The organism is Streptomyces sp. NPDC007905 (genome assembly GCF_042959345.1).
In the GTDB taxonomy this organism is placed as follows: Bacteria; Actinomycetota; Actinomycetes; order Streptomycetales; family Streptomycetaceae; genus Streptomyces.
Genome location: NZ_JBIBKS010000008.1, coordinates 62332 through 87541 on the forward strand (window position 1 = coordinate 62332; position 25210 = coordinate 87541).

Below are 25210 nucleotides of genomic sequence, written 5' to 3' on the forward strand. Positions count from 1 at the left end.
GTCACACACCGGACACAACGTCCTCAAAGGGCGGAAAACCTCCCGCATGTCTGGCGTGGCCCTGCCGCCGGGGGTCACGCTGGACGGGGGTGTCTGGGGGAATGCGATGCGCGGGAAAGGTGCCGTGGGCACGGCGTACCGGCTGCTGCCGGCCACCCCTGCCCTCGCCCTGGCCACCCTGGCCGCCCTGCTCACCGGCTGCCAGGGCCCGGCGGACGCCCCGGTGGGCAACGCCCGGCCGATCTCCGGCTACGGCGCCCAGTTCCTCGCGGTCGGCGAGTGCAGCTCCTTCGGGACCACCAGCTTCACCGAGGTGCCCTGCGCGGGCGAGCGGGCGGCCGCCCGGGTCGTCGCCCGCTACGACGGCACGGTCACCGACGGCCCGCCGTGCCCGCCGACCACCGACTTCGTCCTGCACATCAGCGAACAGCGGCCGGAGGGCGACGAGGACGGCGACGGCGCGATCCCCCGGGGCTACGCCTGCATGCGCAACCTCGAACCCCCGCACCCCGGCGACCCGGGCGGCGGAGGCGGCCCCCGCACGATCCCCGGCGACTGCGTGTACGACTCGGGCGACGGCCAGGTACGGGAGACGGCCTGCGACGGTTCGGGCCGCCGGAAACCGCGCTACAAGATCACGACAGCGGTCACCGTCCGGTCCGCCTGCCCCGCGCCGACGGTCCTCTACGTCCAACTGGGCGGGAAGCGACCGGTGGGCTGCGCCCGCCCGATGTGACACCTCCTGCGTAGGGCCCGCTCCCGTCGGCCGGCCCCGGTCCGCCCGGCCCACTGACAGCCACGACGGCGGAGTCCGGAAGGGGGACCCCGCCGTCGGCGGTTACCGGAGCGGCGTCAGGGACGCAGCCCCGGTTCCCTCTCCACGTCCCGCGCGTCCAGCCTCGCGTCAGGGCGGGCCAACGGCTTGGCCGCGGACGGGTTCTGCTGGACCGCGGCGGACGCGACGCCCGCCCACTGCAGGATCCGCGCGGTCGCCAGCGCCTTCTCGTCGGCGACCAGGGCCGCCACGTTCGCACCGTGGTTCAGGCCGGGCGCCGTGAAGACGTACGAGTCGCGGGCGCCCGCGCCGAGGCGGAAGCGTTCCGAGCCCCAGGGGTCGTTCTGGCCGTACACGAAGAGCATGTGGGTGGCGTGGTGGCGGACCCATGTGTCGACGTCCCGCATCGCTCCCGGCCGGAAGCGCATCGGGATGGAGCGGGGCACGAAGTTGCGCGGCGGCTGGTAGCCGTAGCGGATCAACTTGCGCTCGATGTACGGGAAGTGGATGGTGGGCGCGCCCAGCTGGGTGCCCGCCTGGTAGTAGTACGGCGTGTACTGCGAAAGGCCCTGGTCAGTGTAGGCGGAGAACCCCGAGAGGGTGTCGACCGAGTCCCAGATCGCCTCGTCCGTCGCCGTCGCCGCGTCCGCCGGGACGGAATCGCAGTCCTTCAGCAGGCTGTACTGCCAAAAGCCCCAGACATAGTCGAGGACGACCGCCTCGTAGGCCTTGTCCAGGCCGCCGATGGTGTCGAAGGTGTAGCCGTTGTCGGCGGCGTACTGGGCATACTTCCTCTCCAGCGGCTCACGGCGCACCAGCGCCTCCCGCTGCACGGCGTTCAGGCGGTCGCGGCACTCCTTGGTGCCGACGCGGGTGAAGAAGCGGTCGTAGGCCGAGTCCTCGTCGTTCACGACGTCGTTGGGGGCGACGTAGGCCACCACGCCGTCCATGTCGTGCGGGTAGAAGCGCTCGTAGTAGGTGGCCGTCATGCCGCCCTTGGAGCCGCCGGTCGCCAGCCAGTTGGCGGAGTAGACCGGCTTCAGGGCCTCGTAGAGGCGGTGCTGGTCGCTCGCCGCCTGCCAGATGTCCAGCTTGGACCAGTCGGCCGGGTCGGGGCGGGAGGGTGTGAAGAAGCGGTACTCCAGGGAGACCTGGTTGCCGTCCACGATCTGGGTGGGCTCGCGGCGGGACGGGGTCGTGGAGACGTTGTAGCCGCTGGTGTAGAAGACCGTCGGGCGGCTCACGTCCTTGTGCAGCACCGTGATGCGCTGCTGGAAGGTCCCGCGGTCCGGGTGCCGGTGGTCGATCGGCTGGGTGTAGGTCAGGACGAAGTACCGGTAGCCGGGGTACGGCTTCTCCTGGACCAGGCTCATGCCGGGTATCGCCAGGAGCCGGTCCTTGATGTCGGTGGGCCCGGACTGTGCGGCGGTGGCCGCCCCCGCTGTGCTCAGCGTGCCTATGAGCACCGTGAGCGCCAGCAGCCATCTGAGCGCCTTGCGCATGCGCACTCTCCCCTGTGAGACAGATGTCCGCCGGAAGCTAGCGGAGCAACTGCCGTGACACCAGAGGGTGTTGCGCGATATGCGCGGTTGTGCGGATTACGCGGTCAGCACAGGATCCAGCCGGAGCTGACCGAGTCGTTGTTCACCGAGCCCTTCACCCACACACAGCGCTGGCCGGCGTGGACGGTCACCGGGCCGGCGTGGTGCTTGTACCTGCCCCTGTCCACGACCGGCCGGTTGCCGCGGGCCTGGACGCTGACCGACATCACGCGCTTGACGCCGGGTTTCCTGGCGACGGTGACGGCGCAGACGTAGCCGTTGCGCTTGTAGACGTGCACGACGCCGGCGCCGAAGGGAAGGGTCCGCACCTCGCGCCCGGCGCAGGCGCCGTCGGTCGCCGCCGTGGCGGTGCCGGGTACCGCGAGAGCGAGCGCGCCGGAGGCGGCCAGCACGGCCGCGCCGAGCGCCAGGCGCCTGCGTATCGCACCACTGTCCACTGTCGTCCTCCCCGTACCGCCGTCACACGCCACCGATGACCGTACTGATGTACGGACGCGCGACATCTGTCGGATGGTTGCACGACCGTCAGGAGCATGTTTCGGCCACCCCAGGACAGCGCGCTCAGCGGGACACGCCCACCGGCTCCTCCGGTTCCGACTGGCCGACGAAGGTGCGCCACAGCTCGGCGTACCGACCGCCGCGGGCCAGGAGTTCCTCGTGCGTGCCGTCCTCCGCCACCCGGCCGTGGTCCATGACCACCACCCGGTCCGCGCGGGCGGCCGTGGTCAGCCGGTGGGCGACCACCAGCGTGGTACGGCGGCCCGCCAGACGGTCGGTGGCCTGGTTGACCTGGGCCTCCGTGGCCAGGTCCAGGGCGGCCGTGGCCTCGTCGAGCAGGAGGATGTCCGGGTCGACGAGTTCGGCGCGGGCGAGCGCGATCAGCTGGCGCTGGCCGGCCGAGAGGTTGCGGCCGCGCTCGGCGACCTCGTGGAGGTAACCGCCGTCGAGGGTGGCGATCATCTCGTGCGCGCCGACCGCCCGCGCCGCCGCCTCGACCTCGGCGTCGGTGGCCTCGGGGCGGCCGTAGGCGATGGCGTCACGGACGGTGCCCTGGAAGAGGTACGCCTCCTGCGGGACGACGCCGAGGCGGTGGCGGTAGGACGTCAGGTCCAGCGTGCGCAGCTCCGCGCCGTCGACCGTGACCCGTCCGGAGGTGGGGTCGTAGAACCGGGCCACCAGCTTGACCAGGGTCGACTTGCCGGCGCCCGTCTCGCCGACGAAGGCCACCGTCTGCCCGGCCGGGATCGTCAGGTCGATGCCGGTCAGCGCCGCGTCGGCCCCCTCGGCGCCGCCGTACGCGAAGTGCACGTCCTCGAAGGCGATGTCGCCGCGCAGGGAAAGGACTTCGAGGGGTTCGTCGGCCGACCTGGTCGAGGTCGGTTCGCGCAGCAGTTCCTGGATGCGGCCCAGCGAGACCGTGGCCTGCTGGTAGCCGTCGAAGACCTGCGAGAGCTGCTGGACCGGGGCGAAGAACAGGTCGATGTAGAGGAGGTACGCGACCAGGGCGCCCGTCGTCAGGGTGGCGGCCTCTATCCGGCCCGCGCCCGCGATCAGTACGGCCGCCGCCGCCACCGACGACAGCAGTTGCACGAAGGGGAAGTACACGGATATCAGCCACTGGCCGCGGATGCGGGCGCGCCGGTAGCTGTCGCTGCGCTCGGCGAACCGCCGCCCGCCGTCCCGCTCGCGCCGGAATGCCTGCACGATCCTGAGCCCGGCCACCGACTCCTGCAGGTCGGCGTTCACCGCCGACACCCGCTCACGGGCGAGTTCGTACGCCCTCACGCTCGCCCGGCGGAAGAAGAAGGTGGCGATGATCAGCGGGGGCAGGGTGGCGAAGACGACCAGGGCGAGCTGGACGTCGATGACCAGCAGGACGACCATGATGCCGAAGAACGTGACGACCGAGACGAACGCCGTGACCAGTCCGGTCTGCAGGAAGGTGGAGAGCGCGTCGACGTCCGTCGTCATCCGCGTCATGATCCGGCCGGTCAGCTCGCGCTCGTAGTAGTCGAGGCCGAGCCGCTGCAGCTGGGCGAAGATCTTCAGCCGCAGCGCGTACAGGACCCGTTCGCCGGTGCGGCCGGTCATCCGGGTCTCGCCGATCTGCGCGCCCCACTGCACGAGCACGGTGAGCAGGCCCAGCAGCGACGCCGCCCACACGGCACCCAGGGCCATCCTGGAGACGCCCTGGTCGATGCCGTGCCGGATCAGCACCGGCAGCAGCAGACCCGCGCCCGCGTCCACGGCGACCAGCAGCAGGCTGACCAGCAGGGGCAGCCCGAAGCCGTGGAGGAGACGGCGCAGGCCGTACGACTCCTCGGCGCGGACCGCGCGGGCCTCGTCGACGTCCGGGGTGTCGGTGGCCGGGGGCAGCGCCTCGACCTGGGCGAGCAGTTCGGGGGTGGCCGGGGTGCCGGACATCGCCTGGTCCTTGGGCTCGCGGTCGCCGGTCCACAGCCTGGGGGTCACCCCGCGCTCGGCGTCGAACTCGGCGTCCAGCTCCTCGCGGACGGAGGTGTCCTCCTGCGGCTCGGCCGGCAGGCCATGGCCCGGGGAGACCCCGCCCAGTTCGTCCGGGTCGGTCAGCAGGCGGCGGTACAGGGCGGAGCGCTCCTGGAGCTCGTCGTGCGTGCCCAGGTCGGCCAGTCGGCCGCGGTCCAGTACGGCGATGCGGTCGGCGAGGTTGAGGGTGGAGCGGCGGTGCGCGATGAGCAGGGTCGTGCGGCCCTGCATGACGTGCTTCAGCGCCTCGTGGATCTCGTGCTCCACGCGGGCGTCCACCGCCGAGGTCGCGTCGTCGAGGACCAGCAGGCGCGGGTCGGTGAGCAGGGCCCGGGCGAGCGCGATGCGCTGGCGCTGGCCGCCGGAGAGGGTCAGGCCGTGCTCGCCGACCTTGGTGTCGTAGCCCTGGGGCAGTTCCGCGATGAAACGGTCCGCCTGGGCGGCGAGGGCGGCGGCCTCGATCTCCTCCTGGGTGGCGTCCGGGCGCCCGTAGGCGATGTTGTTGCGGACGGTGTCCGAGAAGAGGAACGAATCCTCGGGGACCAGGCCGATCGCGGCCCGCAGGGAGTCCAGGGTCAGCTCGCGCACGTCGTGGCCGCCGATCAGGACGGCGCCGTGGGTGACGTCGTAGAAGCGCGGGAGGAGCAGGGAGACGGTGGACTTGCCGGAGCCGGAGGAGCCGACGACGGCGAGGGTCTCGCCCGGGCGGATCTCGAAGCTGAGCCCGTCCAGAACCTTGCGGTCGTGGTCGTACCCGAAGGACACGTCGTCGAACTCGACGGTGGCGGGTGCGCCGGCCGGGAGGGTCTTGGTGCCGTCCCTCAGGGTCGGCTCGGTGTCGATCAGCTCCAGGACGCGCTCGGTGCCGGCGCGGGCCTGCTGGCCGACGGTGAGGACGACGGCGAGCATGCGGACCGGGCCGACCAGCTGGGCGAGATAGGTGGAGAAGGCGACGAAGGTGCCGAGCGTGATGTGGCCGCCCACGGCCAGCCAGCCGCCGAGCGCCAGCATGGCGACCTGGCCGAGGGCGGGGACCGCCTGCAGGGCCGGGGTGTACTTGCTGTTCAGCCGGATCGTGCGCAGCCGCCCCGCGAACAGCCGGCGGCCGACCTCCCGCAGCTTCCCGGTCTCCTGCTCCTCCTGCCCGAACCCCTTCACCACGCGTACGCCGCTGACCGCGCCGTCCACCACGCCGGCCACGGCCGCGGCCTGGGCCTGGGCGTACCAGGTGGCGGGGTGGAGCTTGCTGCGGCTGTGCTTGGCGATCCAGCCCAGGGCAGGGGCCACGGCCAGGGCGACCAGGGTCAGGGGCAGCGACAGCCACGCCATGATCACCAGGGAGATCAGGAAGAGCAGGACGTTCCCGATGGTCATCGGGAGCATGAAGAGCAGGCCCTGGATCAGCTGGAGGTCGCTGGTGGCCCGGCCGACGACCTGCCCGGTGGACAGCTCGTCCTGGCGGCGGCCGTCGAGGCGGGTGATCGTGCCGTACATCTCGGTCCGCAGGTCGTGCTGGACGTCGAGGGCGAGCCGGCCGCCGTAGTAGCGGCGGACGTAGGTGGCGCCGTAGACCAGGAGCGCCGCGCCTATCAGGGCACCCGCCCAGGGGGCCATGGAGCGGCGGTGGTCGCCGATCACGTCGTCGATGATCACCTTGGTGATCAGCGGGACGACGGCCAGGACCGCCATGCCGGCGAGGGAGGAGCCGAGGGCCAGGACGACGTCCTTCGGATACCGCCAGGCGTAGCCCGCCAGCCGTCGTGCCCATCCCCTTTGCGTCGCCACGCCGGTGCCTTCCGTTCGACCTGCTCTACCGGAAGACACCAACACCGCGGGAAGCGGATTTCATCCCTCCGCAACAATCCGGAGGCCGGTTTCGGACAGGTACCCGCAGGTCGGGGGTGACGGGAGTGACCGCCGTCCGGTGTCGGCCCGTCCGGCGGCGGTCACCCGGTGTCAGCCGCCCGCGGCACCGCCGGGAAGGCCTCGCTCGGCGTGGAGGTCGGCGTGTAGCGCAGCGAGGTGGCGGCGGTGGTCGCCGGGACGAGGTCCTTGTGGATGACCTTCGCCACGTTCTGGATGGTGGTGACGCCGTAGTCCATGGTGCTGTTGTCCCAGGTCAGCACCGACATCATGTAGTCGTGGCCGCCGCCGCTGAAGGTGCCGAGGCTGTGCACCCGCCAGCCGTGCGAGGAGCGCTGCAGCCAGCCGTTCTTGACGTGCACGGTGACCGTGGACGGCGCGCCGGCCGGCGTGCCCCAACGCTGCGAGGAGATGACCTGGCTCATCAGCTTGAGGATGTAGGCGCGGGAGTTGTCGCTGAGGACCGTGTTCGTGGCGGTGATCAGCTTGAGCAGCTTCTGCTCGTCGGTGACGTTGATCTGGGTCAGGCCCCAGTAGCCGTTCGCGCCCGGGACGGTCTTCGTCATTCCGGCGGCGGCCAGGAAGCCCTTGATCTTCGTCATGCCGAGCTGCTTCCAGAGCGTACTGGTCGCGGCGTTGTCCGACTTGGTGATCATGGACTTGGCGAGCGAGGACTCGCGGTCGGTCAGGTAGCGGTTGTGCTTCTTGGCGTCCCACAGCAGCGTGGCGAGGACGGTGACCTTCACCGTGCTGGCCGAGTCGTACGCCGAGGTGGCCCGCAGCGTGCAGGTGGTCTTGGTGGTGCGGTCGTAGACGCCCACCGCGACGGTGCTCCTGCGGTTCGCGAGCGCCGCCGTGATGTCCTTCTGCAGTTTGGTGGCCAGGTCCGCCTTGGCGGACGTGCAGCTCACGGCCGGCGTGGCCGCGGCGGCCGGGGTGGCGGCACTGACCGCCGGGACCAGCAGCGCACCGCCGACGGCGGCCGCGAGCGCCCGACCGGATATCCGGTAAGTCATGAAAAGTTCCCCTTGAACGTCGTACGGGCGTCCCCCTGAACGCCGTTGCGCGCACCCGTGCGCTGCCTGAGTGGACCAGCGAGAGGGGTGGAAAGTTGTACGCGCGTTCGCCGGGCGACAGTTCGAGGGGAGGGAAGGGCCGGGGCCGTGCGCTCAGCCGGTCGGGGTCAGTCGACGATCCGGCCGGTCACGGCGTCGACGACGGTGACGTACGGATCGCAGGAGTTCGCCGCCCACGCGTCCCCCTGGTCCGCGCCCGGCTCGCACTCGAGGCCGGTGACCCGCACGGACCACACGGCGCGCCAGGGGCCCCGGTTGCCCAGAGTGCGTTCGGTCGTCAGGTCGAGGGCGCGGACCCGCAGCTTGTCGGTGCCGGCACGGTGCTTCCGCTCATGCTTCTCGACGGTCCTCACGGCCTGCCGTGCCGTCAGCAGACCGGCGGGAGGTCCAGGTGCCGTGGGCCGAGGTCGACCATCAGCCCGTAGAGGCGTCCGGCCCGGTCGATCCGCACGTCGAGGCTGCGGGGCATGGCCACCCCGCGCTCCTTGAACCGCCAGGAGGTGACCCATCCGTCCCCGCCCTCGTCCTTGCCGACGGGCCGCGTCGTGTGCCAGGAGGCCGACCCCGCCCACGGGTAGTGGGCGCGCATGTAGGTGCGGGCGATGCGGTACGCGTCCCCCGTGCCGTGCGGCGGGGTGGCGCCGGGGACGGCGAAGCCCGGGCCGTCGGCGCTCTGGAAGTCGACGGTGAGACGGCGTCCGCCGGGCCACATCAGCTCCGCCGGGAACCCTCCGGCGAACTGCACGGACATCGACCCGTTGTAGCCGTCGACTCCGGGGCTGATCCGTACGTCACCCACCCGGTAGCGGTTCCCGAACGCCTGCCGTACCGCCCGTTCGGCGGCCCGGCGCTCGTCGCCCCGCGCGTCCCGGACGGTGGAGCCGTCGACGTGGTCGAGGGTGACGGCGCTCTGGAGCACGGCGGCCCCGATCAGGCCGAGCACCGCGCCGAGCACCAGGGTCGGCCTGGCCCACGCGCGCCAGGCGACCGCCCGCGCACGGCCAGGAGGCCCACGGCCAGACCGAGCAGGCCACCGGAGACGTTCATCTCGGCGTCGGCGCTGTCGCAGATGCCGCCGCCGAACGGGGCGAGCGCCTGGGTGAGTTCGATGAGACAGGGCAGGACGAGGACGCCGGCGAGCACCGGTGCGGGCCGCCGGAGCGCGAGGACCCCGAACAGCCCGACCGGCACGAACATGGCCAGGTTCCACCGCCCCTGGGTGGTGTACAGCGGCTCGGTGAGCTGGTGGTTGATCACGCACACGGCACTGCCGTGTTCACCGGCCCGCAGGGCGAGGGTGACCCCGAGGACGCCGGTGAGGCAGAAGCCCAACGGCAACCACCAGACCGCGTGCTCGGCTTGGCGCCCGCGGGCGATGCCCCAGGCCGCACCCCCCACCACCACCGCGACGACGACGAGCCCGCCCAGGAACCCGGACTCGCCATGGAACACTGCCTCGTACACGTCGTGCTCTCCCCCGGTCGACGCCGGCCTGGTCAGGGCCGGCACTTCAAGATCACCGGAGAGGACGGCCCGAGCGTCCAGGGTGGCTCCCTCCCGTGCCGCGAGCGGATTCGATGATCACACTTCTTAGCTCACACCGGTGAAGTCGATCTTGCCGCCGGGCGTGTCCCCCGCCCCGGGCCGGAGCATGGCGACGCCCCGGCAGTCTTGCCGAGGCCTCCCAACTCCGCGTCATGGAGAACCTCGTGAAGCTTCGTTCCTGGTCTTGTGCCGCCACCCTCGTTCTGACCGCGCTCGTCCTTCCCGCCCCGTCCGCCTCGGCGCAGGCCGCCGCGCCCTCCTGTCCGGACGGATCGGTGTGTTTCTGGAGCGGGGAGGGCTTCGGCGGGGACTACTGGGAGTGGACGTCCCGCAGCGGCTACCGCGACATGCCGCCGGGCCTCCACGACCACGTAGGCTCCTTTGTGGCCTCCACCCGGGCCTGCGTCATCAACTGGGATCCGATCGAGAAGCGGGACGTCTTCAACGGCGACTGGCGCTCCCAGTACCTCGGCGACTTCGGCGGTCGGATCGACGGGGTGGGCCCCGGCGCCTGCTGACTCCGCCGCGGCCGGCGCGCGGGGTCGTCCCACGTCCCGCGGACACCGCACGCCGGCCGCGGGTGGGCCGGCGTGGTCGGGTCCGCGGCGGCCGGAATGGGTGGGCGCGGTCCAGCAGTCATGTTTATGCCCATTCACTGGCATCAGCCCGGCCGGGACGCCTGCGACCTCACGGAACATATCCCTTGAAGGTCACCGCGAACAGCGGATCGGGTGATCAGTCCGTGCCCAGATGAGTCGGCGCGAACATCCGCAGCACCGCCGGAAGCACCACCACAGACGGACCGGGGGTCGCCAGCGCCTTCGTCAGGTCCGTCTCCAAGGTCTCCGGGGTCGTGCGGACTCCGGGGACGCCGAAGGATTCCGCCAGGGCCACGTAGTCCGGGCGGGTCAGTTCGGTGGCCGTCGCCCGGCCGAAGGCGTCCGTCATGTACTCGCGGAGGATGCCGTAGCCGCCGTCGTCGACGATCAGCCAGGTGACGTTCAGGTCGTACTGCTTCGCGGTCGCCAGTTCGGCGATCGAGTACAGCGCCCCACCGTCGCCGGACACGGCCAGGACCGGGCGGGTCGGGTCCGCGGCCGCCCCGCCCAGCGCCGCGGGGAAGCCGTAGCCGAGACCGCCGGCGCCCTGCGCCGAGTGCATGGTGTTCGTGCCCTGGGGGTCGAAGGCCGACCAGGCCCAGTACGCCAGGATCGTCATGTCCCAGAAGGACGGGGAGTCGGCGGGCAGGGCGCGGCGGACGGCCGTCAGCACGTCCTGTTCCAGGGTGAGTTCCTGGGAGGCGAGGCGGTCCGCGACCTTCGCGAGGAGCTCTCGCACCCGTTCCGGCGCCGACTTGTCCGTGCGCTCCGCCACCGTTTCCAGCAGGGCCTGCAGCGCCAGGCGGGCGTCCGCGTGGATGCCCAGGGCGGGGTGGTTGGACTCCAGCTTGCCGAGGTCCGCCTCGATCTGGACCACCCGGCCGCGCGGCTTGAACGTGTGGTAGTTGGAGGACAGTTCGCCCAGGCCGGAGCCCACGACGAGGAGTACGTCCGCGTCCTCCAGGAAGTCCGTCGTGTGGCGGTCCTCCAGCCACGACTGCAGGGAGAGCGGGTGCTCCCAGGGGAACGCACCCTTGCCGCCGAAGGTGGTGACCACGGGTGCGTCGAGCTTCTCGGCCAGCTCCCTCAGCTTGCCCGAGGCGTCCGACCGTACGACCCCGCCACCGGCGATGATCGCCGGGCGGGCCGCGCGGGACAGCAGGTCCGCCGCCACCGCCGTCAGTTCGGGGCGCGGGACCAGGTCCTCGGGCGTCGCGTCCATCGCGGTCACCACCGGCAGCGGCGTCTGAGCCAGCAGCACGTCCTGCGGGATCTCCACCCACACCGGGCCGTGCGGAGCCGTCAGTGCCGACTTCCAGGCCGCCGCGATGGCGGAGGGGATCTGGGACTGGGTGCGGACCGTGTGGACCGACTTCACCACGCCCCGGAAGGAGGCCGCCTGGTCCGGGAGTTCATGGAGGTAGCCGTGACGGCCACCGCCGAGGCCGGCCGTCGGGATCTGGCTGCTGATCGCCAGGACGGGGGCGGAAGCGGCTGCCGCCTCCTGCAGCGCGGCGAGGGACGTCAGCGCGCCCGGGCCCGTGGAGAGCAGCAGCGGTGCCGCCTCGCCGGTGATCCTGCCGTACGCGTCCGCCGCGAAGCCCGCGTTGTTCTCCACCCGCAGGCCGACGTAGCGAAGGGACGACCGGCGCAGGGCGTCGAACATGCCGAGGGCGTGCTGGCCGGGCAGGCCGAAGACGGTTGTCGCGCCGAGCCCGGCCAGGGTTTCCACGACCAGGTCTCCGCCGTTGCGCCCGGGGGGCACGTTCAGCGCGCTCGAGATCTGTGCCGCCGTCGGGCGCAGTACCAGGTCGTGGTCGTGAGTCACTGCTCTCGGTCCCCTAAGGAGCGTCAGGCGTTGCGGGCCGCCGCGATCTGGCGGCTCATGATGGTGGTCAGTTCGTAGGCCGTGTGGGAGGCCGCCACCGAGGTGATCTCGGCGTGGTCGTACGCCGGCGCCACCTCGACGACGTCCGCCGACACCAGGTTGCAGGAAGCCAGCCCGCGCAGGATCTCCAGGAGCTCGCGCGAGGTCATGCCGCCCGCCTCCGGGGTGCCGGTGCCGGGGGCGTGGGCCGGGTCCAGGCAGTCGATGTCGATGGAGATGTACAGCGGGCGGTCGCCGATGCGCTGGCGCAGCTGGTCGGCCACCTCGTCGGCGCCCCGACGGTAGACGTCCGCCGAGGTGACGATGCCGAAGCCCATCTTCTCGTCGTCGGTGAGGTCCTGCTTGCCGTACAGCGGGCCGCGCGTACCGACGTGGGAGAGCGCCTCGGTGTCGAGGATGCCCTCCTCCACCGCGCGGCGGAACGGGGTGCCGTGGGTGTACTCGGCGCCGAAGTAGGTGTCCCAGGTGTCCAGGTGGGCGTCGAAGTGGAGCAGGGCCACCGGGCCGTGCTTCTTCGCGACCGAGCGGAGCAGCGGCAGGGCGATGGTGTGGTCGCCGCCCAGGGTCATCAGGCGGGCACCGGTGCCCAGCAGCTCGTCCGCCGCGGCCTCGATGGTCTCGACGGCCTCGTTGATGTTGAACGGGTTGACCGCGATGTCGCCACCGTCGGCCACCTGCGCGAGGGCGAACGGCGACGCGTCCTGCGCCGGGTTGTAGGGGCGCAGCAGCCGGGACGCCTCACGGATGGCGTTGCCGCCGAAGCGGGCGCCCGGCCGGTACGAGACGCCGGAGTCGAACGGCACGCCCACGACGGCGACGTCGGCGGTGCCGACCTCGTCCAGGCGGGGCAGCCGGGCGAAGGTCGCGGGTCCGGCGTACCGCGGGATGCGGGAGGAGTCGACGGGGCCGCGGGGCGTCTCGTTGCTGCTCATGATGAAATGCCTTCTTTCTTGCGCTTGGTCGCGCATGTACTGCTTTCCCTACGACTCTACTGGTGAGCCGGGACCGGATCGGACGCGAGTTCGGGGGACCGCCCTGCCAGGCGCTCGCGCCAGGCGATGAGGACGGCCTCGTCGGTGGGCCGGGTCGCCAGGGAGACGGCCACGTAGGCGGCGAGGGAGGCGAGCAAGCCGTAGTAGACGGGCTCGTTGGCGAGGATGCCGTAGCCCGCCATCAGGCCGATCACGGCGAGGCCGCCGACGATCACGGAGGCCAGCGCGCCCTGCACGGTGCCGCGCTTCCACAGCAGCCCGCCGAGGATGGGGACGAGCAGGCCGCCGACGAGGAGGTTGTAGGCGACCGTCAGGGCCTCCACGACGTTGTTCAGCGCGATCGCGGTGCCGATCACCCCGACGCCCATGATCAGGATGAAGGCGCGGTTGCCCTTCACCTCGTCGTGCCCGTCCCCGTCCCGGCGCACCGCACCCCGCAGCCGGGACCAGATGTCGTTGTTGGCGACGGTGGCGCAGGCGATCAGGGCGCCGGAGGACGTCGACATCACGGCGGCGAGGGCGGCGGCCAGCACCAGACCGCGCACGCCGACCGGGAGTTCGTCCTTGACGATGGTCGCGAACGCGTCGTCGGGGCTGCCGAGCTTGGGGTAGAGGACCTTGGCCGCCGTACCGATGACGGCGCCGGCGAGGGCGTAGGCCAGGCAGTAGGTGCCGGCCACCGTGCCGCCCCACTTGGCGGTCCTGTCGCCGCGGGCGGTGAACACGCGCTGCCAGATGTCCTGGCCGATGAGCATGCCGAAGGTGTAGATCAGCACATAGGTGAAGATCGTCTCGCCGCCGATGCCCAGCGGGTCGAAGTAGGAGGTCGGCAGCTTGGCCTTCATCTCGGAGAAGCCGCCCGCCTTGACCACCGCGATGGGCAGGAGCAGGAGCAGCACACCGATCGTCTTGACGACGAACTGGACCATGTCCGTCAGCGTGATGGACCACATGCCGCCGAGCGTCGAGTACGCGACCACGATCGAGCCGCCGAGGATGATCGCGACGGTCCGGTTCATGTCGAAGAGCACGTCGAAGATGGTGGCGTAGGCGATCGTCGAGGTCACCGCGAGCATGAGGGTGTAGGCCCACATCACGACGCCCGAGATCACGCCGGCCCGGCCGCCGTAGCGCAGGTCCAGCATCTCGGAGACGGTGTAGACCTTCAGGCGGGCGATGCGCGCGGAGAAGAAGACGGACAGGGCCAGCAGGCCGAGGCCGATGGTGAACACCATCCACGCCCCGGACAGCCCGTACTGGTACCCGAGCCCGACTCCGCCGATGGTGGACGCGCCGCCGAGGACGATCGCGGCCATGGTGCCGGAGTACATGGCGGGGCCGAGACGGCGGCCGGCCACCAGGAACTCGCTCTTGGACTTGGCGCGGCGCATGCCCCACCAGCCCATGGCCAGCATCCCGGCGAGATAGACGACGATCACTGTGTAGTCGACGGCCATGTGGGGCCCTCCTTCGCGCACTGTCGGTGGCGTGTCGTGCAGAAACGTGGGGGTGTCCCTCGGAGAGGGGGCGACGGCAGCGGATCGCGGGGACATCCGCCCGTACCCGCGGCTGCCGTGCTGACCTGACACTAGGTGGCTGGAAAGCGACTGCGAAGTGTACGTTTCATCCACATGAACGGGGCCGGATGGAGGGAACGCACACCGTGCCGGAAACGATCACCCCAGCAGTCCCACCGACCCCACCAGTCCCGCTCTCGGCCCTGCTGGCCCGGGAGGATCTCGCGCTGCGCCTGATCGCGGGACCCTCGGATCCGGACATCGTGATCCACTGGGCGCACACCTCGGAGATGGCCGACCCGTATCCGTACCTGCTGGGCGGCGAGCTGCTGCTGACCGCCGGGGTGCACGTCCCGGAGGCGGCCGGGTCGGGCACCTACTTCGACGACTACGTCTCCCGGATCGTCGCCGCGGGCGGGGCGGCCCTCGGTTTCGGCCTGGCTCCCGTGCACGACACGGTCCCGCGCGCCCTGGTCGCGGCCTGCGAGCGCTACGGGCTCCCCCTCCTCGAGGTGCCGCCGCAGACGACCTTCTCGGGTGTCGCCCGCGCGGTCTGGCAGTTGATGGCCCAGGCCCGCCTGGCGGAACTGCGCCGGGTGACGGAGGCCCAGCAGAGGCTCGCGGCCGCCGCCTCCCGCCCGGACCCGGTCCCCTCGGTCCTGCGCCAGCTGGCCCAGCGCCTGGGCGGGCACGCCGTCCTGTACGGGCCCGACGGCACGGAGATCGCGGGGGCGGGGCGGGAACCGGCGGAGGGGGTTCGCGCGGCACTGTCGGGGCTGGCGGGAGTGGTACGGCCGACGGGCCGGGCGAAGCCGGGAGCGGACCGTGAGCCGGACGGCGGCTCCGGGACCGGCCGGGACACCGCTCAGGGCCCGGCGCACAGCGGCGCCGGTGGCGCGGCCGACAGCGGCACGCCGCCCGCCACCGCCCGCCCGGTTCCCACCTCCGCCACCGACACCCTCGGCGGCACCCAGCTCGCCGCCTACGCCCTCGGGGCCGGAGAGGGATTCGTGCTCGGCGTGGCCACGGTGCACCGCGAACCCGGGGACCACACCATCGCCTCCGTCGCCGCCGTACTGCTCTCCCTGCTCACCGGCGAGCACCAGAGCGGTGCCGGAGCAGCCCGCTCCTGCGCACTCGTACGGCTGCTGCTGGGCGCGCCGCCCGAGGAGGTGGCCTCGCTGCTCGGGGACGGCAGTTGGGTCGTCGTGCACGCCCGGCCCGAGGGCCGGCCGCCCGACGCCATGGCCGCCTCCGCACTCGGCGCGGCCCTCGGCTCCCCGCTGGTCGACCTCGCCCGGGACGTCGTACGGGTGCTGGTGCCCGCCGGGCGGGAGCCGGTCCCGCAGCCGGGCTGGACCCTCGGGGTCAGCGCGGCGGCCGGCCCGCGGGAGTGGCCGGCCGCCGACACCCAGGCGGCCCGGGCGCTGGCCCGCGCCCGTGCCACCCGCGCCCCGCTGGTCCGGCACGGCGCCCGGCCGGGACTGGAGGACCTGGTGTCCCGGGCGGACGCCGAGGCCCACGCCCGGGCGCTGCTCGCCCCGCTCGCCGCTCAGCCCGCGCTCGCCGAGACGCTGCGGGCCTGGCTGTCCCTGCACGGCAGTTGGGACCGTACGGCCGTGGCGCTGGACGTGCACCGCAACACCGTGCGGCAGCGGATCGCCCGCTGCGCCGCGCTGTTGGAGACCGGCCTGGACGATCCGGACGTACGGATGGAGCTGTGGTTCGCGCTGCGCCACGGTGAGTGACCCGTGTCCCAGGGTGCGACATGGCGAGGACGTGCCGGGCCCGCTGCCTCACAATGGGGACATGCCGATATCCGGGACACCCAACCGCGCCCAGCTCGTCGACCACCTGGTGAGGACCCGTATCGCGGGGGACGTCGCCACGCCCCGCGAGAACAACCTCTCCCACTACCGCCAGCTCGCCAACGGTGTCCGCAACTTCTGGCTCGGTCTGGAGCTGGGCGACCGCTGGACGGACGAGCAGGACGTGCTCGCGGTCATGGCCGAGCGGGTGGGCGTCAACGACGATCCCGAGTACCGGTACGGGCAGGACACCATCGACCCCGAGCTGACCGTGGACGCGGTGGAACGCCTCGCGCGCCGGCTGCGCAAGGCGGCCGACGGGCAGCAGCGGGTGCTGTTCGCCACCGGCCACCCGGGCGGCCTGCTGGACGTGCACCGGGCCACGGCCGCCGCGCTGCGCGCAGCCGGCTGCGAGATCGTCGTCATCCCGGACGGACTGCAGACGGACGAGGGGTACGTCATGCAGTTCGCGGACGTGGCCGTCCTGGAGCACGGCGCGACACTGTGGCACACGCATTCCGGTGAGCCGATGAGGGCCGTTCTCACGGGACTTGAGCGCGAGGGGCGTGCGCTGCCGGACCTGGTGGTGGCCGACCACGGCTGGGCCGGGTACGCCGGACAGCACGGCATCGACTCCGTCGGGTACGCCGACTGCAACGATCCCGCGCTGTTCCTCGCCGAGTCCGAGGGCACCCTCCAAGTGGTGGTGCCGCTCGACGACCACGTGCTCAGCCCGCGCTACTACGACCCGCTGACGGCGTATCTGCTGGCCGAGGCGGGCCTGGCATAACGAGACGACGCGCGCGATGTGCGGCCCCGCCGGCAGGGCCGCACATCGCGCTCAGTTCGTGGTCGGGTCAGTAACCTCCGTGGCCACCGGGGCCGTTGCCGCCGTGGTCACCGTTGCCGCCATCGCGGCTTTCACTCGAAGTGCCCAGCACCCCATGCGTCACTCATCGCCTCGGGCGACGATCTGCTCCACAGGCGCCCCGGAAGGTTTCCCGCGCATCAGGACCAGAGAGGGCCGGCGCCTCCCGGGAGAACGGTCGACGCCGGCACGAAACCCCTGTGTTCGGCCTTCAGGGCCGGGGGACGCGGACCACGCCCTCCTGGATCACCGAGATGGCGAGCCGCCCGTCCTGCGTGTAGATGCGCGCCTGGCCCAGGCCCCGGCCGCCGTGCGCGGACGGCGACTCCTGGTCGTACAGCAGCCACTCGTCGGCGCGGAACGGCCGGTGGAACCACATGGCGTGGTCCAGGGACGCCCCGACCACGTCACCCACGGCCCAGCCCCCGCGCCCGTGCGCGAGCAGCACGGAGTCCAGGAGGGTCATGTCGGAGACGTAGGTGGCGAGCACGACGTGCAGCAGGGGATCGTCGTCGAGCTTGCCGTTGGTGCGGAACCACACCTGGGAGTGCGGCTCGCGCGGCTCGCCGAACTTCCCGTACGGCGGCTCGTCCGCATAGCGCAGGTCGATCGCCTCCCGGGCCTCCAGGAACCGCTCGACGACCTCGGGGGCGAGGTGGTCGTAGCCTCGCAGCCGCTCCTGGGAGGTGGGCAGCGTGGCCGGGTCGGGCGCGGCCGGCATGGGGGCCTGGTGGTCCAGTCCTTCCTCGTACGACTGGAAGGACGCCGAGAGATGGAAGATCGGCTTGCCGTGCTGGATGGCGACCACGCGGCGGGTCGTGAAGGACCGTCCGTCACGGATGCGGTCGACGCTGTAGACGATCGGCGCGCCGGGGTCGCCGGGGCGCAGGAAGTACGCGTGCAGGGAATGGGCGGCCCGGTCCGCGGGGACCGTTCGCCCGGCGGCGACCAGCGCCTGCGCCGCGACCTGCCCGCCGAACACGCGCGGGACGACGGCGGAGCGGGACTGGCCGCGGAAGATGTTCTCCTCGATCTGCTCGAGGTCGAGCAGATCGAGGAGACTCTGAAGTGCCTGGCTCATGGCGTTAGTTGTACCGGCCAGTGATTGCGTTGACCTTACAGACCCATGTCCTTGGCGATGATCGTCTTCATGATCTCGCTGGTGCCGCCGTAGATGCGGTTGACGCGGTTGTCCGCGTACAGGCGGGCGATCGGGTACTCGTTCATGTAGCCGTAGCCGCCGTGCAGCTGGAGGCAGCGGTCGATCACGCGGTGCGCGACCTCGGTGCAGAACAGCTTGGCGGAGGCGGCCTCGGCGGGGGTCAGCTCACCGGCGTCCAGGGCCTCCGTGGCGCGGTCGGCGACGGCCTCGGCCGCGTCCACCTCGGCCTGGCAGGCGGCCAGCTCGAACTTCGTGTTCTGGAAGTGGGCGACCGGCTTGCCGAAGACGGTGCGCTCCTGGACGTACTGCTTGGCGAACCGGACGGCGGCCTTGGCCTGGGCGTAGGCGCCGAAGGCGATGCCCCAGCGCTCGGAGGCCAGGTTGTGGCCGAGGTAGTAGAAGCCCTTGTTCTCCTCGCCGAGCAGGTCCTCGACGGGGACCTTGACGTCGACGAACGCCAGCTCGGCGGTGTCGGAGGTCTTCAGACCGAGCTTGTCCAGCTTGCGGCCGACGGAGTAGCCCTCGGACTTGGTGTCGACGGCGAAGAGGGAGATGCCGTGGCGGCGGTCCTCGGCGGTCGGCGCGGCCGTGCGGGCGCAGACGATGACCTTGTCGGCGTGCACACCGCCGGTGATGAAGGTCTTGGCGCCGTTGAGGACGTAGTGCGTGCCGTCCTCGGAGAGCTTGGCGGTGGTCTTCATGCCCGCGAGGTCGGAGCCGGTGCCCGGCTCGGTCATCGCGATGGCCCACATCTCCTCGCCGCTGACGAACTTCGGCAGGAAGCGCTTCTTCTGCTCGTCGGTGGCGAGCATCTTGATGTAGGGCAGCGCGAGCAGGACGTGGACGCCGGAGCCGCCGAAGTTCACGCCCGCACGGGCGGTCTCCTCGTAGATGACGGCCTCGAACTTGTGGGTCTCCAGGCCCGCGCCGCCGAACTCCTCGGGCACGCTGATGCCGAAGACGCCCAGCTCGCCCAGCTTGTAGTAGAAGTCGCGCGGCGCCTGGCCGGCGGCGAACCACTCGTCGTAGACGGGCACGACCTCGGCCTCGATGAAGGCGCGAAGGGTCTCCCGGAACGCCTCGTGATCCTCGTTGAACACCGTACGGCGCACGCCGCCACCTCCACGTACTTCGCCATGACTTCGGGCATGTCTAAGCGCTTGCTCAGATTCGAAGATACCGGCGAGTACGCTCGCCCGTCCAGGGTGAGCTGCGCCACCCCGGCCGACGTGGGCGGGTGGCAGACGTCAGTTCCCGGCCTTGCCGTACCGGCGGAAGGCGGAGGTGTCCACGGTCCAGGGGCCGAACGGGACCGCGTCCCCGTAGATGTACGGGTCCTTGCGGGTGTAGCGGCCCTTGCACGGTTCCGAGTGGACCTCGATCGTGCCGCTCCGCGGGTCGACGATCATGTAGTGGGCGATGCCCATGGCCGGGTAGTCGTCGAGCTTCTCGACGTAGTCGTTGTCCGGGCTGGACGGCATGACGATTTCGACAGCCGCCAGCACCTGCGTCGCGTCCACGGCGAGACCTTCCTCGTCGAGGACCGCCTCGGGGATGACGACCGCGTCGGGGAGACGCATGCGACCGAGCGCCGGGTGCTCGATCTCGGGGCCACTCGCACAGATGTAGCCGGGATGAGTCGCGAGAAGCTGCTCGTCCAGCTGCTTGCAGATGCGGCGGATCGTGCCCGCATGGCGCTTCGACGGGCACATCATGGCCAGTATCGGGCCGGACGGCCCGATCTCGACGCTCCAGGCCCCTTCGAGCCGCTCAGCGTAGGCTCCGAGATCCTCGGCGATCGCGCGCATCTTCGCGTAGTCCATGCCCATGGCCTCAGAGTACTGAGGCCAAGCCCACTCGGCTCAGCCCTCGGCCGCCCCCGCCGCCGCGAATGCCCCCCGCGCCATCCGGTGCAGCAGGGCCGCCATGGCGCCACGCCCCGGCAGCGTCCCCGCCCGGCCCAGGTGCGGGGTGGAGTTGAGCAGCCCGAAGACCGAGTGCACGGCGGACCGCGCCGTGGGCTCGGACAGCGCCTGATAGACCTCGCGGACCACCTCCACCCACAGCTCCACGTACTGCCGCTGGAGCTGGCGCACCAGCTTGCGGTCGCTGTCGCGCAGGCGGTCCAGCTCGCGGTCGTGCAGGGTGATCAGGGGACGGTCGTCGAGGGCGAAGTCGATGTGGCCCTCGATGAGCGAGTCCAGGACCGCCGAGGCGCCGGTCCGCCCGTCAGCCTCCGCCAGGCGGCGCTTGGCCCCCGTCAGCAGCTGGCCGCTGATGCCCACCAGCAGTTCGGCGAGCATCGCGTCCTTGCCCGGGAAGTGCCGGTACAGACCGGGGCCGCTGATGCCGACCGCGGCCCCTATCTCGTCGACACCGACACCATGGAAGCCCCGCTCGGCGAAGAGCCGGGCGGCCTCCTTGAGGATCTGCTCGCGACGGGTGGGGGCGTCGGTTCTCGTGGCCATGCGGATAATTCTAGACAGCGAGGTTAGCGGTCGTTAACCTGAAGGAAATGGTTAACGCTCATTAACAGTCGACCACTGGGTGAGGGGACCGCAAGGATGCACGAGGCACCGGAGCTCCGGAGCGCGGCCGATCCCGCGTCGGAGGCCTGGCGGGCCAACGAGGAGGCCCATCTCGCCCTCGTCGAGGAGCTGCGCGCCAAGCTGGCCGCGGCGGCTCTCGGCGGCGGCGAGAGGGCGCGCGCCCGGCACACCGCGCGCGGCAAGCTGCTGCCGAGGGACAGGGTCGACACCCTGCTCGACCCGGGCTCGCCCTTCCTGGAGCTGGCCCCGCTGGCGGCCGACGGGATGTACGACGGGCAGGCCCCGGCGGCCGGCGTGATCGCCGGGATCGGCCGGGTCAGCGGGCGCGCGTGCGTGATCGTCGCGAACGACGCCACGGTCAAGGGCGGCACGTACTACCCGATGACGGTGAAGAAGCACCTGCGCGCCCAGGAGGTGGCCCTGGACAACCGGCTGCCGTGTGTTTACCTGGTCGACTCCGGCGGGGCGTTCCTGCCGATGCAGGACGAGGTGTTCCCGGACCGCGAGCACTTCGGGCGGATCTTCTACAACCAGGCGCGGATGTCCGGCGCGGGCATCCCGCAGATCGCCGCCGTGCTCGGCTCGTGCACGGCCGGAGGGGCGTACGTCCCGGCCATGAGTGACGAAGCCGTGATCGTCCGCAATCAGGGGACGATCTTCCTGGGCGGCCCGCCGCTGGTGAAGGCGGCCACGGGCGAGGTCGTCACGGCGGAGGAGCTGGGCGGCGGCGAGGTCCACTCCCGGATCTCCGGTGTCACCGACCACCTCGCCGAGGACGACGCGCACGCCCTGCGGATCGTGCGGAACATCGTCGCCACGCTCCCCGCGCGGCAGTCCCTGCCCTGGGAGGTCGCACCGGTCGCGGAACCCAAGGTGGACCCGTACGGGCTCTACGGCGCCGTCCCCGTGGACTCCCGCACCCCCTACGACGTGCGCGAGGTCATCGCGCGCGTGGTCGACGGCTCCCGGTTCGCCGAGTTCAAGGCCGAGTTCGGGCAGACCCTGGTCACCGGCTTCGCCCGGATCCACGGGCACCCGGTCGGGATCGTCGCCAACAACGGCATCCTCTTCTCGGAGTCCGCCCAGAAGGGCGCCCACTTCATCGAGCTGTGCGACCAGCGCGGCATCCCGCTGGTGTTCCTGCAGAACATCTCCGGGTTCATGGTCGGCAAGGACTACGAGGCGGGCGGCATCGCCAAGCACGGCGCCAAGATGGTGACGGCGGTGGCCTGCACGCGCGTGCCGAAGCTGACGGTCGTCGTCGGCGGTTCCTACGGCGCGGGCAACTACTCGATGTGCGGCCGGGCCTATTCGCCCCGCTTCCTGTGGATGTGGCCCAACGCCAAGATCTCCGTCATGGGCGGCGAGCAGGCCGCCAGCGTCCTCGCCACGGTCAAGCGGGACCAGCTGGAGGCGCGCGGCGAGGAGTGGCCCGCCGAGGAGGAGGAGTCCTTCAAGGCGCCGGTCCGCGCGCAGTACGAGCGCCAGGGCAACGCCTACTACGCCACCGCCCGCCTGTGGGACGACGGCGTGATCGACCCGCTCGACACCCGTCAGGTGCTCGGACTCGCCCTGACGGCCTGCGCCAACGCGCCTCTGGGAGAGCCCCAGTTCGGCGTCTTCCGGATGTGAGGAGGGGAACCGTGTTCGACACAGTGCTGGTCGCCAACCGGGGCGAGATCGCCGTACGCGTCATCCGTACGCTCCGCTCGCTGGGCGTGCGCTCGGTGGCGGTCTTCTCCGACGCGGACGCCGACGCACGACACGTCCGGGAGGCCGACACGGCGGTCCGGATCGGGCCGGCGCCGGCCGCGGAGAGCTATCTGTCGGTGGAGCGGCTGCTCGAGGCCGCCGCCCGCACCGGTGCGCAGGCCGTCCACCCCGGGTACGGCTTCCTCGCCGAGAACGCCGCGTTCGCACGCGCCTGCGAGGAGGCCGGGCTGGTCTTCATCGGGCCGTCGGCGGACGCGATCGCACTCATGGGCGACAAGATCCGGGCCAAGGAGACGGTGCGGGCGGCCGGGGTGCCGGTGGTACCGGGCGGCCGTGACCCGGACCTGGCCGAGGCGGCCCGAGAGCTGGGCGCACCCGTGCTGCTGAAGCCGTCGGCCGGTGGTGGCGGCAAGGGCATGCGGCTGGTGCGGGACATGAGCGTGCTGGACGAGGAGATCGCCGCCGCCCGCCGCGAGGCCCGCGCCTCCTTCGGCGACGACACGCTGCTGGTGGAGCGGTGGATCGACCGGCCCCGGCACATCGAGATCCAGGTGCTGGCCGACGGCCACGGGAACGTGGTCCACCTGGGTGAGCGCGAGTGCTCCCTCCAGCGGCGGCACCAGAAGATCATCGAGGAGGCGCCGAGCGTCTTCCTGGACGACCGGACCCGGGCGGCGATGGGTGAGGCGGCCGTCCAGGCGGCCCGCTCCTGCGGGTACCGGGGCGCGGGCACGGTGGAGTTCATCGTGCCGGGCGGCGACCCGTCGCAGTACTACTTCATGGAGATGAACACCCGCCTCCAGGTGGAGCACCCGGTCACCGAACTCGTCACCGGGCTCGACCTGGTGGAATGGCAGTTGCGGGTGGCGGCCGGGGAGCGGCTGGGCTTCGCGCAGGAGGATGTGCAGCTGACCGGGCACGCGGTGGAGGCCCGGATCTGCGCCGAGGACCCCGCGCGCGGCTTCCTGCCCTCGGGCGGCACGGTGCTGCTGCTGAACGAACCCGAGGGAGACGGCGTCCGCACCGACTCCGGGCTCACCGAGGGCACCGAGGTCGGCAGCCTGTACGACCCCATGCTGTCCAAGGTGATCGCGTACGGTCCCGACCGGGAGACGGCGCTCAGAAGGCTCCGGGCGGCCCTGGCGGAGACGGTCACCCTGGGCGTGCAGACCAACGCGGGGTTCCTGCGCAGGCTGCTGGCGCACCCGGCGGTGGTGGCCGGCGAGCTGGACACCGGGCTGGTCGAGCGGGAGGTGGACGGGCTGGTGTCCACCGACGTGCCCGAGGCGGTGTACGAGGCGGCGGCCGCCGTGCGTCTGGAGGCGCTGCAGCCGGCCGCCGAGGGCTGGGTGGACCCGTTCGCGGTGCCGAGCGGCTGGCGCCTCGGCGGCACCCCGAAGCCGCCCGCCTTCCCCCTGCGGGTGACCGAACCGGTGACGTACAGCCCGCGCGGCAGCCACACCGTCACCGGCGACCGGGTGACCGTCACCCTGGACGGGGTCCGGGACACCTTCCACCGCGCCGGTGACTGGATCGGCCGCGACGGCGACACCTGGCACGTCCGGGACCACGACCCGGTCGCCGCCTCCCTCACCCGGGCGGCGCACGCGGGTGCCGACTCGCTGACCGCGCCCATGCCGGGCACGGTGACCGTCGTGAAGGTGGCCGTCGGCGACGAAGTGACCGCGGGCCAGAGTCTGCTGGTGGTCGAGGCGATGAAGATGGAGCACGTCGTCTCCGCCCCGCACGCCGGAACCGTCACCGAGCTGGACGTGACGCCCGGCAGCACGGTCGCCATGGACCAGGTGCTCGCGGTCGTCGCACCGCACGAGGAGGTGGCGCGGTGACCGCCGACGCCCTGCCCATGGTCGTACCGGCCCAGGAGCTGCCCGCGCGGGTGCGGATCCACGAGGTCGGGGCGCGGGACGGCCTGCAGAACGAGAAGGCGACGGTGCCGACCGGGGTCAAGGCGGAGTTCATCCGCCGCCTGGCCGGCGCGGGCCTGACGACGATCGAGGCGACGAGCTTCGTCCACCCCAAGTGGGTGCCCCAGCTGGCGGACGCGGAGCAGCTGTACCCGCTGATCGGTGATGTGGCCGCGGACCTGCCCGTGCTGGTGCCCAACCAGCGCGGCCTGGACCGGGCCCTCGCGCTGGGCGCCCGCCGCGTCGCGGTGTTCGCCAGCGCCACCGAGTCCTTCGCGAAGGCCAACCTCAACCGCACGCTGGACGAGTCGCTGGCCGTGTTCGAGCCGGTCGTGCGGCAGGCGAAGGACGCCGGTGTGCACGTGCGCGGCTACGTGTCCATGTGCTTCGGCGACCCCTGGGAGGGCGCGGTCCCACCGGACCAGGTCGCCCGGGTCTGCACGGCCCTGCGGGACATGGGCTGTGACGAGCTGAGCCTCGGCGACACCATCGGGGTCGCCACCCCGGGCCACGTCCGGCACCTCCTCACCCTGCTGAACGACAGGGGGGTGCCGACGCCCGTGCTCGGCGTGCACTTCCACGACACCTACGGCCAGGCGCTCGCCAACACCCTGGCCGCGCTCCAGCACGGTGTCACCACCGTCGACGCCTCCGCGGGCGGCCTCGGCGGCTGCCCGTACGCCAAGTCCGCCACCGGCAATCTCGCCACCGAGGACCTCGTGTGGATGCTGGACGGGCTCGGCGTCGAGACCGGAGTCGACCTCGGCCGTCTGACCGCCACCAGCGTGTGGATGGCCGAACAACTGGGCCGCCCCAGCCCGTCCCGTACCGTCCGCGCTCTCTCCCACAAGGACCAGTGATCA

Annotated in this window: 21 protein-coding genes; 7 read left to right on the forward strand and 14 right to left on the reverse strand. The window is 71.8% G+C overall.

The features are described from left to right. Window positions 1-106: 106 nt before the first annotated feature. Window positions 107-736 (forward strand): hypothetical protein, encoded by a 630-nt coding sequence (locus ACFZDC_RS15995; RefSeq protein WP_391324545.1) that lies wholly within the window; start codon window positions 107-109, stop codon window positions 734-736. Between the two features lie 116 nt (window positions 737-852). Here ACFZDC_RS15995 and ACFZDC_RS16000 read toward each other — a convergent pair whose 3' ends face one another. From ACFZDC_RS16000 to ACFZDC_RS16030, 7 genes are all read right to left on the reverse strand, one after another. Further along, entirely contained in the window at window positions 853-2277 is a 1425-nt protein-coding gene (locus ACFZDC_RS16000) for a S28 family serine protease (RefSeq protein ID WP_391324161.1), read from the reverse strand. 104 nt (window positions 2278-2381) lie between these two features. Further along, window positions 2382-2774 carry a hypothetical protein gene (locus tag ACFZDC_RS16005; protein WP_391324163.1) on the reverse strand — a complete coding sequence of 131 codons (393 nt, stop codon included), beginning with the start codon at window positions 2772-2774 and terminating at the stop codon, window positions 2382-2384. Window positions 2775-2898: 124 nt separating this feature from the next. Then, entirely contained in the window at window positions 2899-6627 is a 3729-nt protein-coding gene (locus ACFZDC_RS16010) for an ABC transporter transmembrane domain-containing protein (RefSeq protein ID WP_391324164.1), read from the reverse strand. A 161-nt stretch (window positions 6628-6788) separates the two neighbouring features. Beyond that, on the reverse strand, window positions 6789-7721 hold the full coding sequence (locus tag ACFZDC_RS16015) for a serine hydrolase (RefSeq protein WP_391324166.1): 933 nt from the start codon (window positions 7719-7721) through the stop codon (window positions 6789-6791). 167 nt (window positions 7722-7888) lie between these two features. Continuing rightward, window positions 7889-8134 (reverse strand): hypothetical protein, encoded by a 246-nt coding sequence (locus tag ACFZDC_RS16020; RefSeq protein ID WP_391324168.1) that lies wholly within the window; start codon window positions 8132-8134, stop codon window positions 7889-7891. Window positions 8135-8148: 14 nt separating this feature from the next. Next, window positions 8149-8736 (reverse strand): hypothetical protein, encoded by a 588-nt coding sequence (locus ACFZDC_RS16025; protein ID WP_391324170.1) that lies wholly within the window; start codon window positions 8734-8736, stop codon window positions 8149-8151. Beyond that, window positions 8712-9245, reverse strand: a complete 534-nt coding sequence (locus tag ACFZDC_RS16030) for a VanZ family protein (RefSeq protein WP_391324171.1) — start codon at window positions 9243-9245, stop codon at window positions 8712-8714. Before ACFZDC_RS16030 ends, ACFZDC_RS16025 begins: the two co-directional genes overlap by 25 nt. A gap of 245 nt (window positions 9246-9490) precedes the next feature. Here ACFZDC_RS16030 and ACFZDC_RS16035 point away from each other — a divergent pair, with 245 nt between their 5' ends. Beyond that, window positions 9491-9844, forward strand: a complete 354-nt coding sequence (locus tag ACFZDC_RS16035; protein ID WP_391324173.1) for a peptidase inhibitor family I36 protein — start codon at window positions 9491-9493, stop codon at window positions 9842-9844. A gap of 217 nt (window positions 9845-10061) precedes the next feature. On the opposite strand, the gene ACFZDC_RS16040 is transcribed toward ACFZDC_RS16035, so the two are convergent. The 3 genes from ACFZDC_RS16040 to ACFZDC_RS16050 are packed head-to-tail and all read right to left on the reverse strand — an operon-like array spanning window position 10062 to window position 14262. After that, window positions 10062-11753 (reverse strand): thiamine pyrophosphate-dependent enzyme, encoded by a 1692-nt coding sequence (locus ACFZDC_RS16040; protein ID WP_391324174.1) that lies wholly within the window; start codon window positions 11751-11753, stop codon window positions 10062-10064. A 23-nt stretch (window positions 11754-11776) separates the two neighbouring features. Next, the gene (speB, locus tag ACFZDC_RS16045; RefSeq protein ID WP_391324176.1) at window positions 11777-12745 is read right to left on the reverse strand and encodes an agmatinase; all 969 of its coding nucleotides are present in this window, start codon (window positions 12743-12745) and stop codon (window positions 11777-11779) included. A 56-nt stretch (window positions 12746-12801) separates the two neighbouring features. Further along, window positions 12802-14262, reverse strand: coding sequence for a sodium:solute symporter (locus ACFZDC_RS16050; protein ID WP_391324178.1), 1461 nt, complete (start codon window positions 14260-14262; stop codon window positions 12802-12804). Window positions 14263-14450: 188 nt separating this feature from the next. On the opposite strand from ACFZDC_RS16050, the gene ACFZDC_RS16055 reads away from it, so the two are divergent. Both ACFZDC_RS16055 and ACFZDC_RS16060 read left to right on the forward strand, forming a co-directional pair. Further along, window positions 14451-16070, forward strand: a complete 1620-nt coding sequence (locus ACFZDC_RS16055) for a PucR family transcriptional regulator ligand-binding domain-containing protein (protein ID WP_391324180.1) — start codon at window positions 14451-14453, stop codon at window positions 16068-16070. Window positions 16071-16131: 61 nt separating this feature from the next. Continuing rightward, window positions 16132-16920 (forward strand): phosphatase, encoded by a 789-nt coding sequence (locus tag ACFZDC_RS16060; protein ID WP_391324182.1) that lies wholly within the window; start codon window positions 16132-16134, stop codon window positions 16918-16920. A gap of 289 nt (window positions 16921-17209) precedes the next feature. On the opposite strand, the gene tesB is transcribed toward ACFZDC_RS16060, so the two are convergent. The 4 genes from tesB to ACFZDC_RS16080 all read right to left on the reverse strand — a co-directional run bounded on the left by tesB (window position 17210) and on the right by ACFZDC_RS16080 (window position 20628). After that, window positions 17210-18079: an acyl-CoA thioesterase II gene (gene tesB, locus ACFZDC_RS16065; protein WP_391324183.1), complete on the reverse strand. Its 870-nt coding sequence runs from the start codon at window positions 18077-18079 to the stop codon at window positions 17210-17212. A 35-nt stretch (window positions 18080-18114) separates the two neighbouring features. Then, window positions 18115-19272, reverse strand: a complete 1158-nt coding sequence (locus ACFZDC_RS16070; protein WP_391324185.1) for an acyl-CoA dehydrogenase family protein — start codon at window positions 19270-19272, stop codon at window positions 18115-18117. A gap of 135 nt (window positions 19273-19407) precedes the next feature. Continuing rightward, window positions 19408-19983: a Uma2 family endonuclease gene (locus ACFZDC_RS16075; RefSeq protein ID WP_391324546.1), complete on the reverse strand. Its 576-nt coding sequence runs from the start codon at window positions 19981-19983 to the stop codon at window positions 19408-19410. A 39-nt stretch (window positions 19984-20022) separates the two neighbouring features. Next, window positions 20023-20628 (reverse strand): TetR family transcriptional regulator, encoded by a 606-nt coding sequence (locus tag ACFZDC_RS16080; RefSeq protein ID WP_391324187.1) that lies wholly within the window; start codon window positions 20626-20628, stop codon window positions 20023-20025. Between the two features lie 96 nt (window positions 20629-20724). Here ACFZDC_RS16080 and ACFZDC_RS16085 point away from each other — a divergent pair, with 96 nt between their 5' ends. Genes ACFZDC_RS16085 through ACFZDC_RS16095 form a run of 3 tightly spaced genes read left to right on the forward strand, consistent with a single transcriptional unit; the run spans window position 20725 to window position 25207 of the window. Further along, window positions 20725-22341, forward strand: a complete 1617-nt coding sequence (locus ACFZDC_RS16085) for a carboxyl transferase domain-containing protein (protein ID WP_391324189.1) — start codon at window positions 20725-20727, stop codon at window positions 22339-22341. 11 nt (window positions 22342-22352) lie between these two features. Next, the gene (locus tag ACFZDC_RS16090) at window positions 22353-24269 is read left to right on the forward strand and encodes a biotin carboxylase N-terminal domain-containing protein (protein WP_391324191.1); all 1917 of its coding nucleotides are present in this window, start codon (window positions 22353-22355) and stop codon (window positions 24267-24269) included. Beyond that, window positions 24266-25207 (forward strand): hydroxymethylglutaryl-CoA lyase, encoded by a 942-nt coding sequence (locus tag ACFZDC_RS16095; protein WP_391324193.1) that lies wholly within the window; start codon window positions 24266-24268, stop codon window positions 25205-25207. The genes ACFZDC_RS16090 and ACFZDC_RS16095 overlap by 4 nt, the downstream gene beginning before the upstream one ends. Window positions 25208-25210 lie beyond the last annotated feature (3 nt).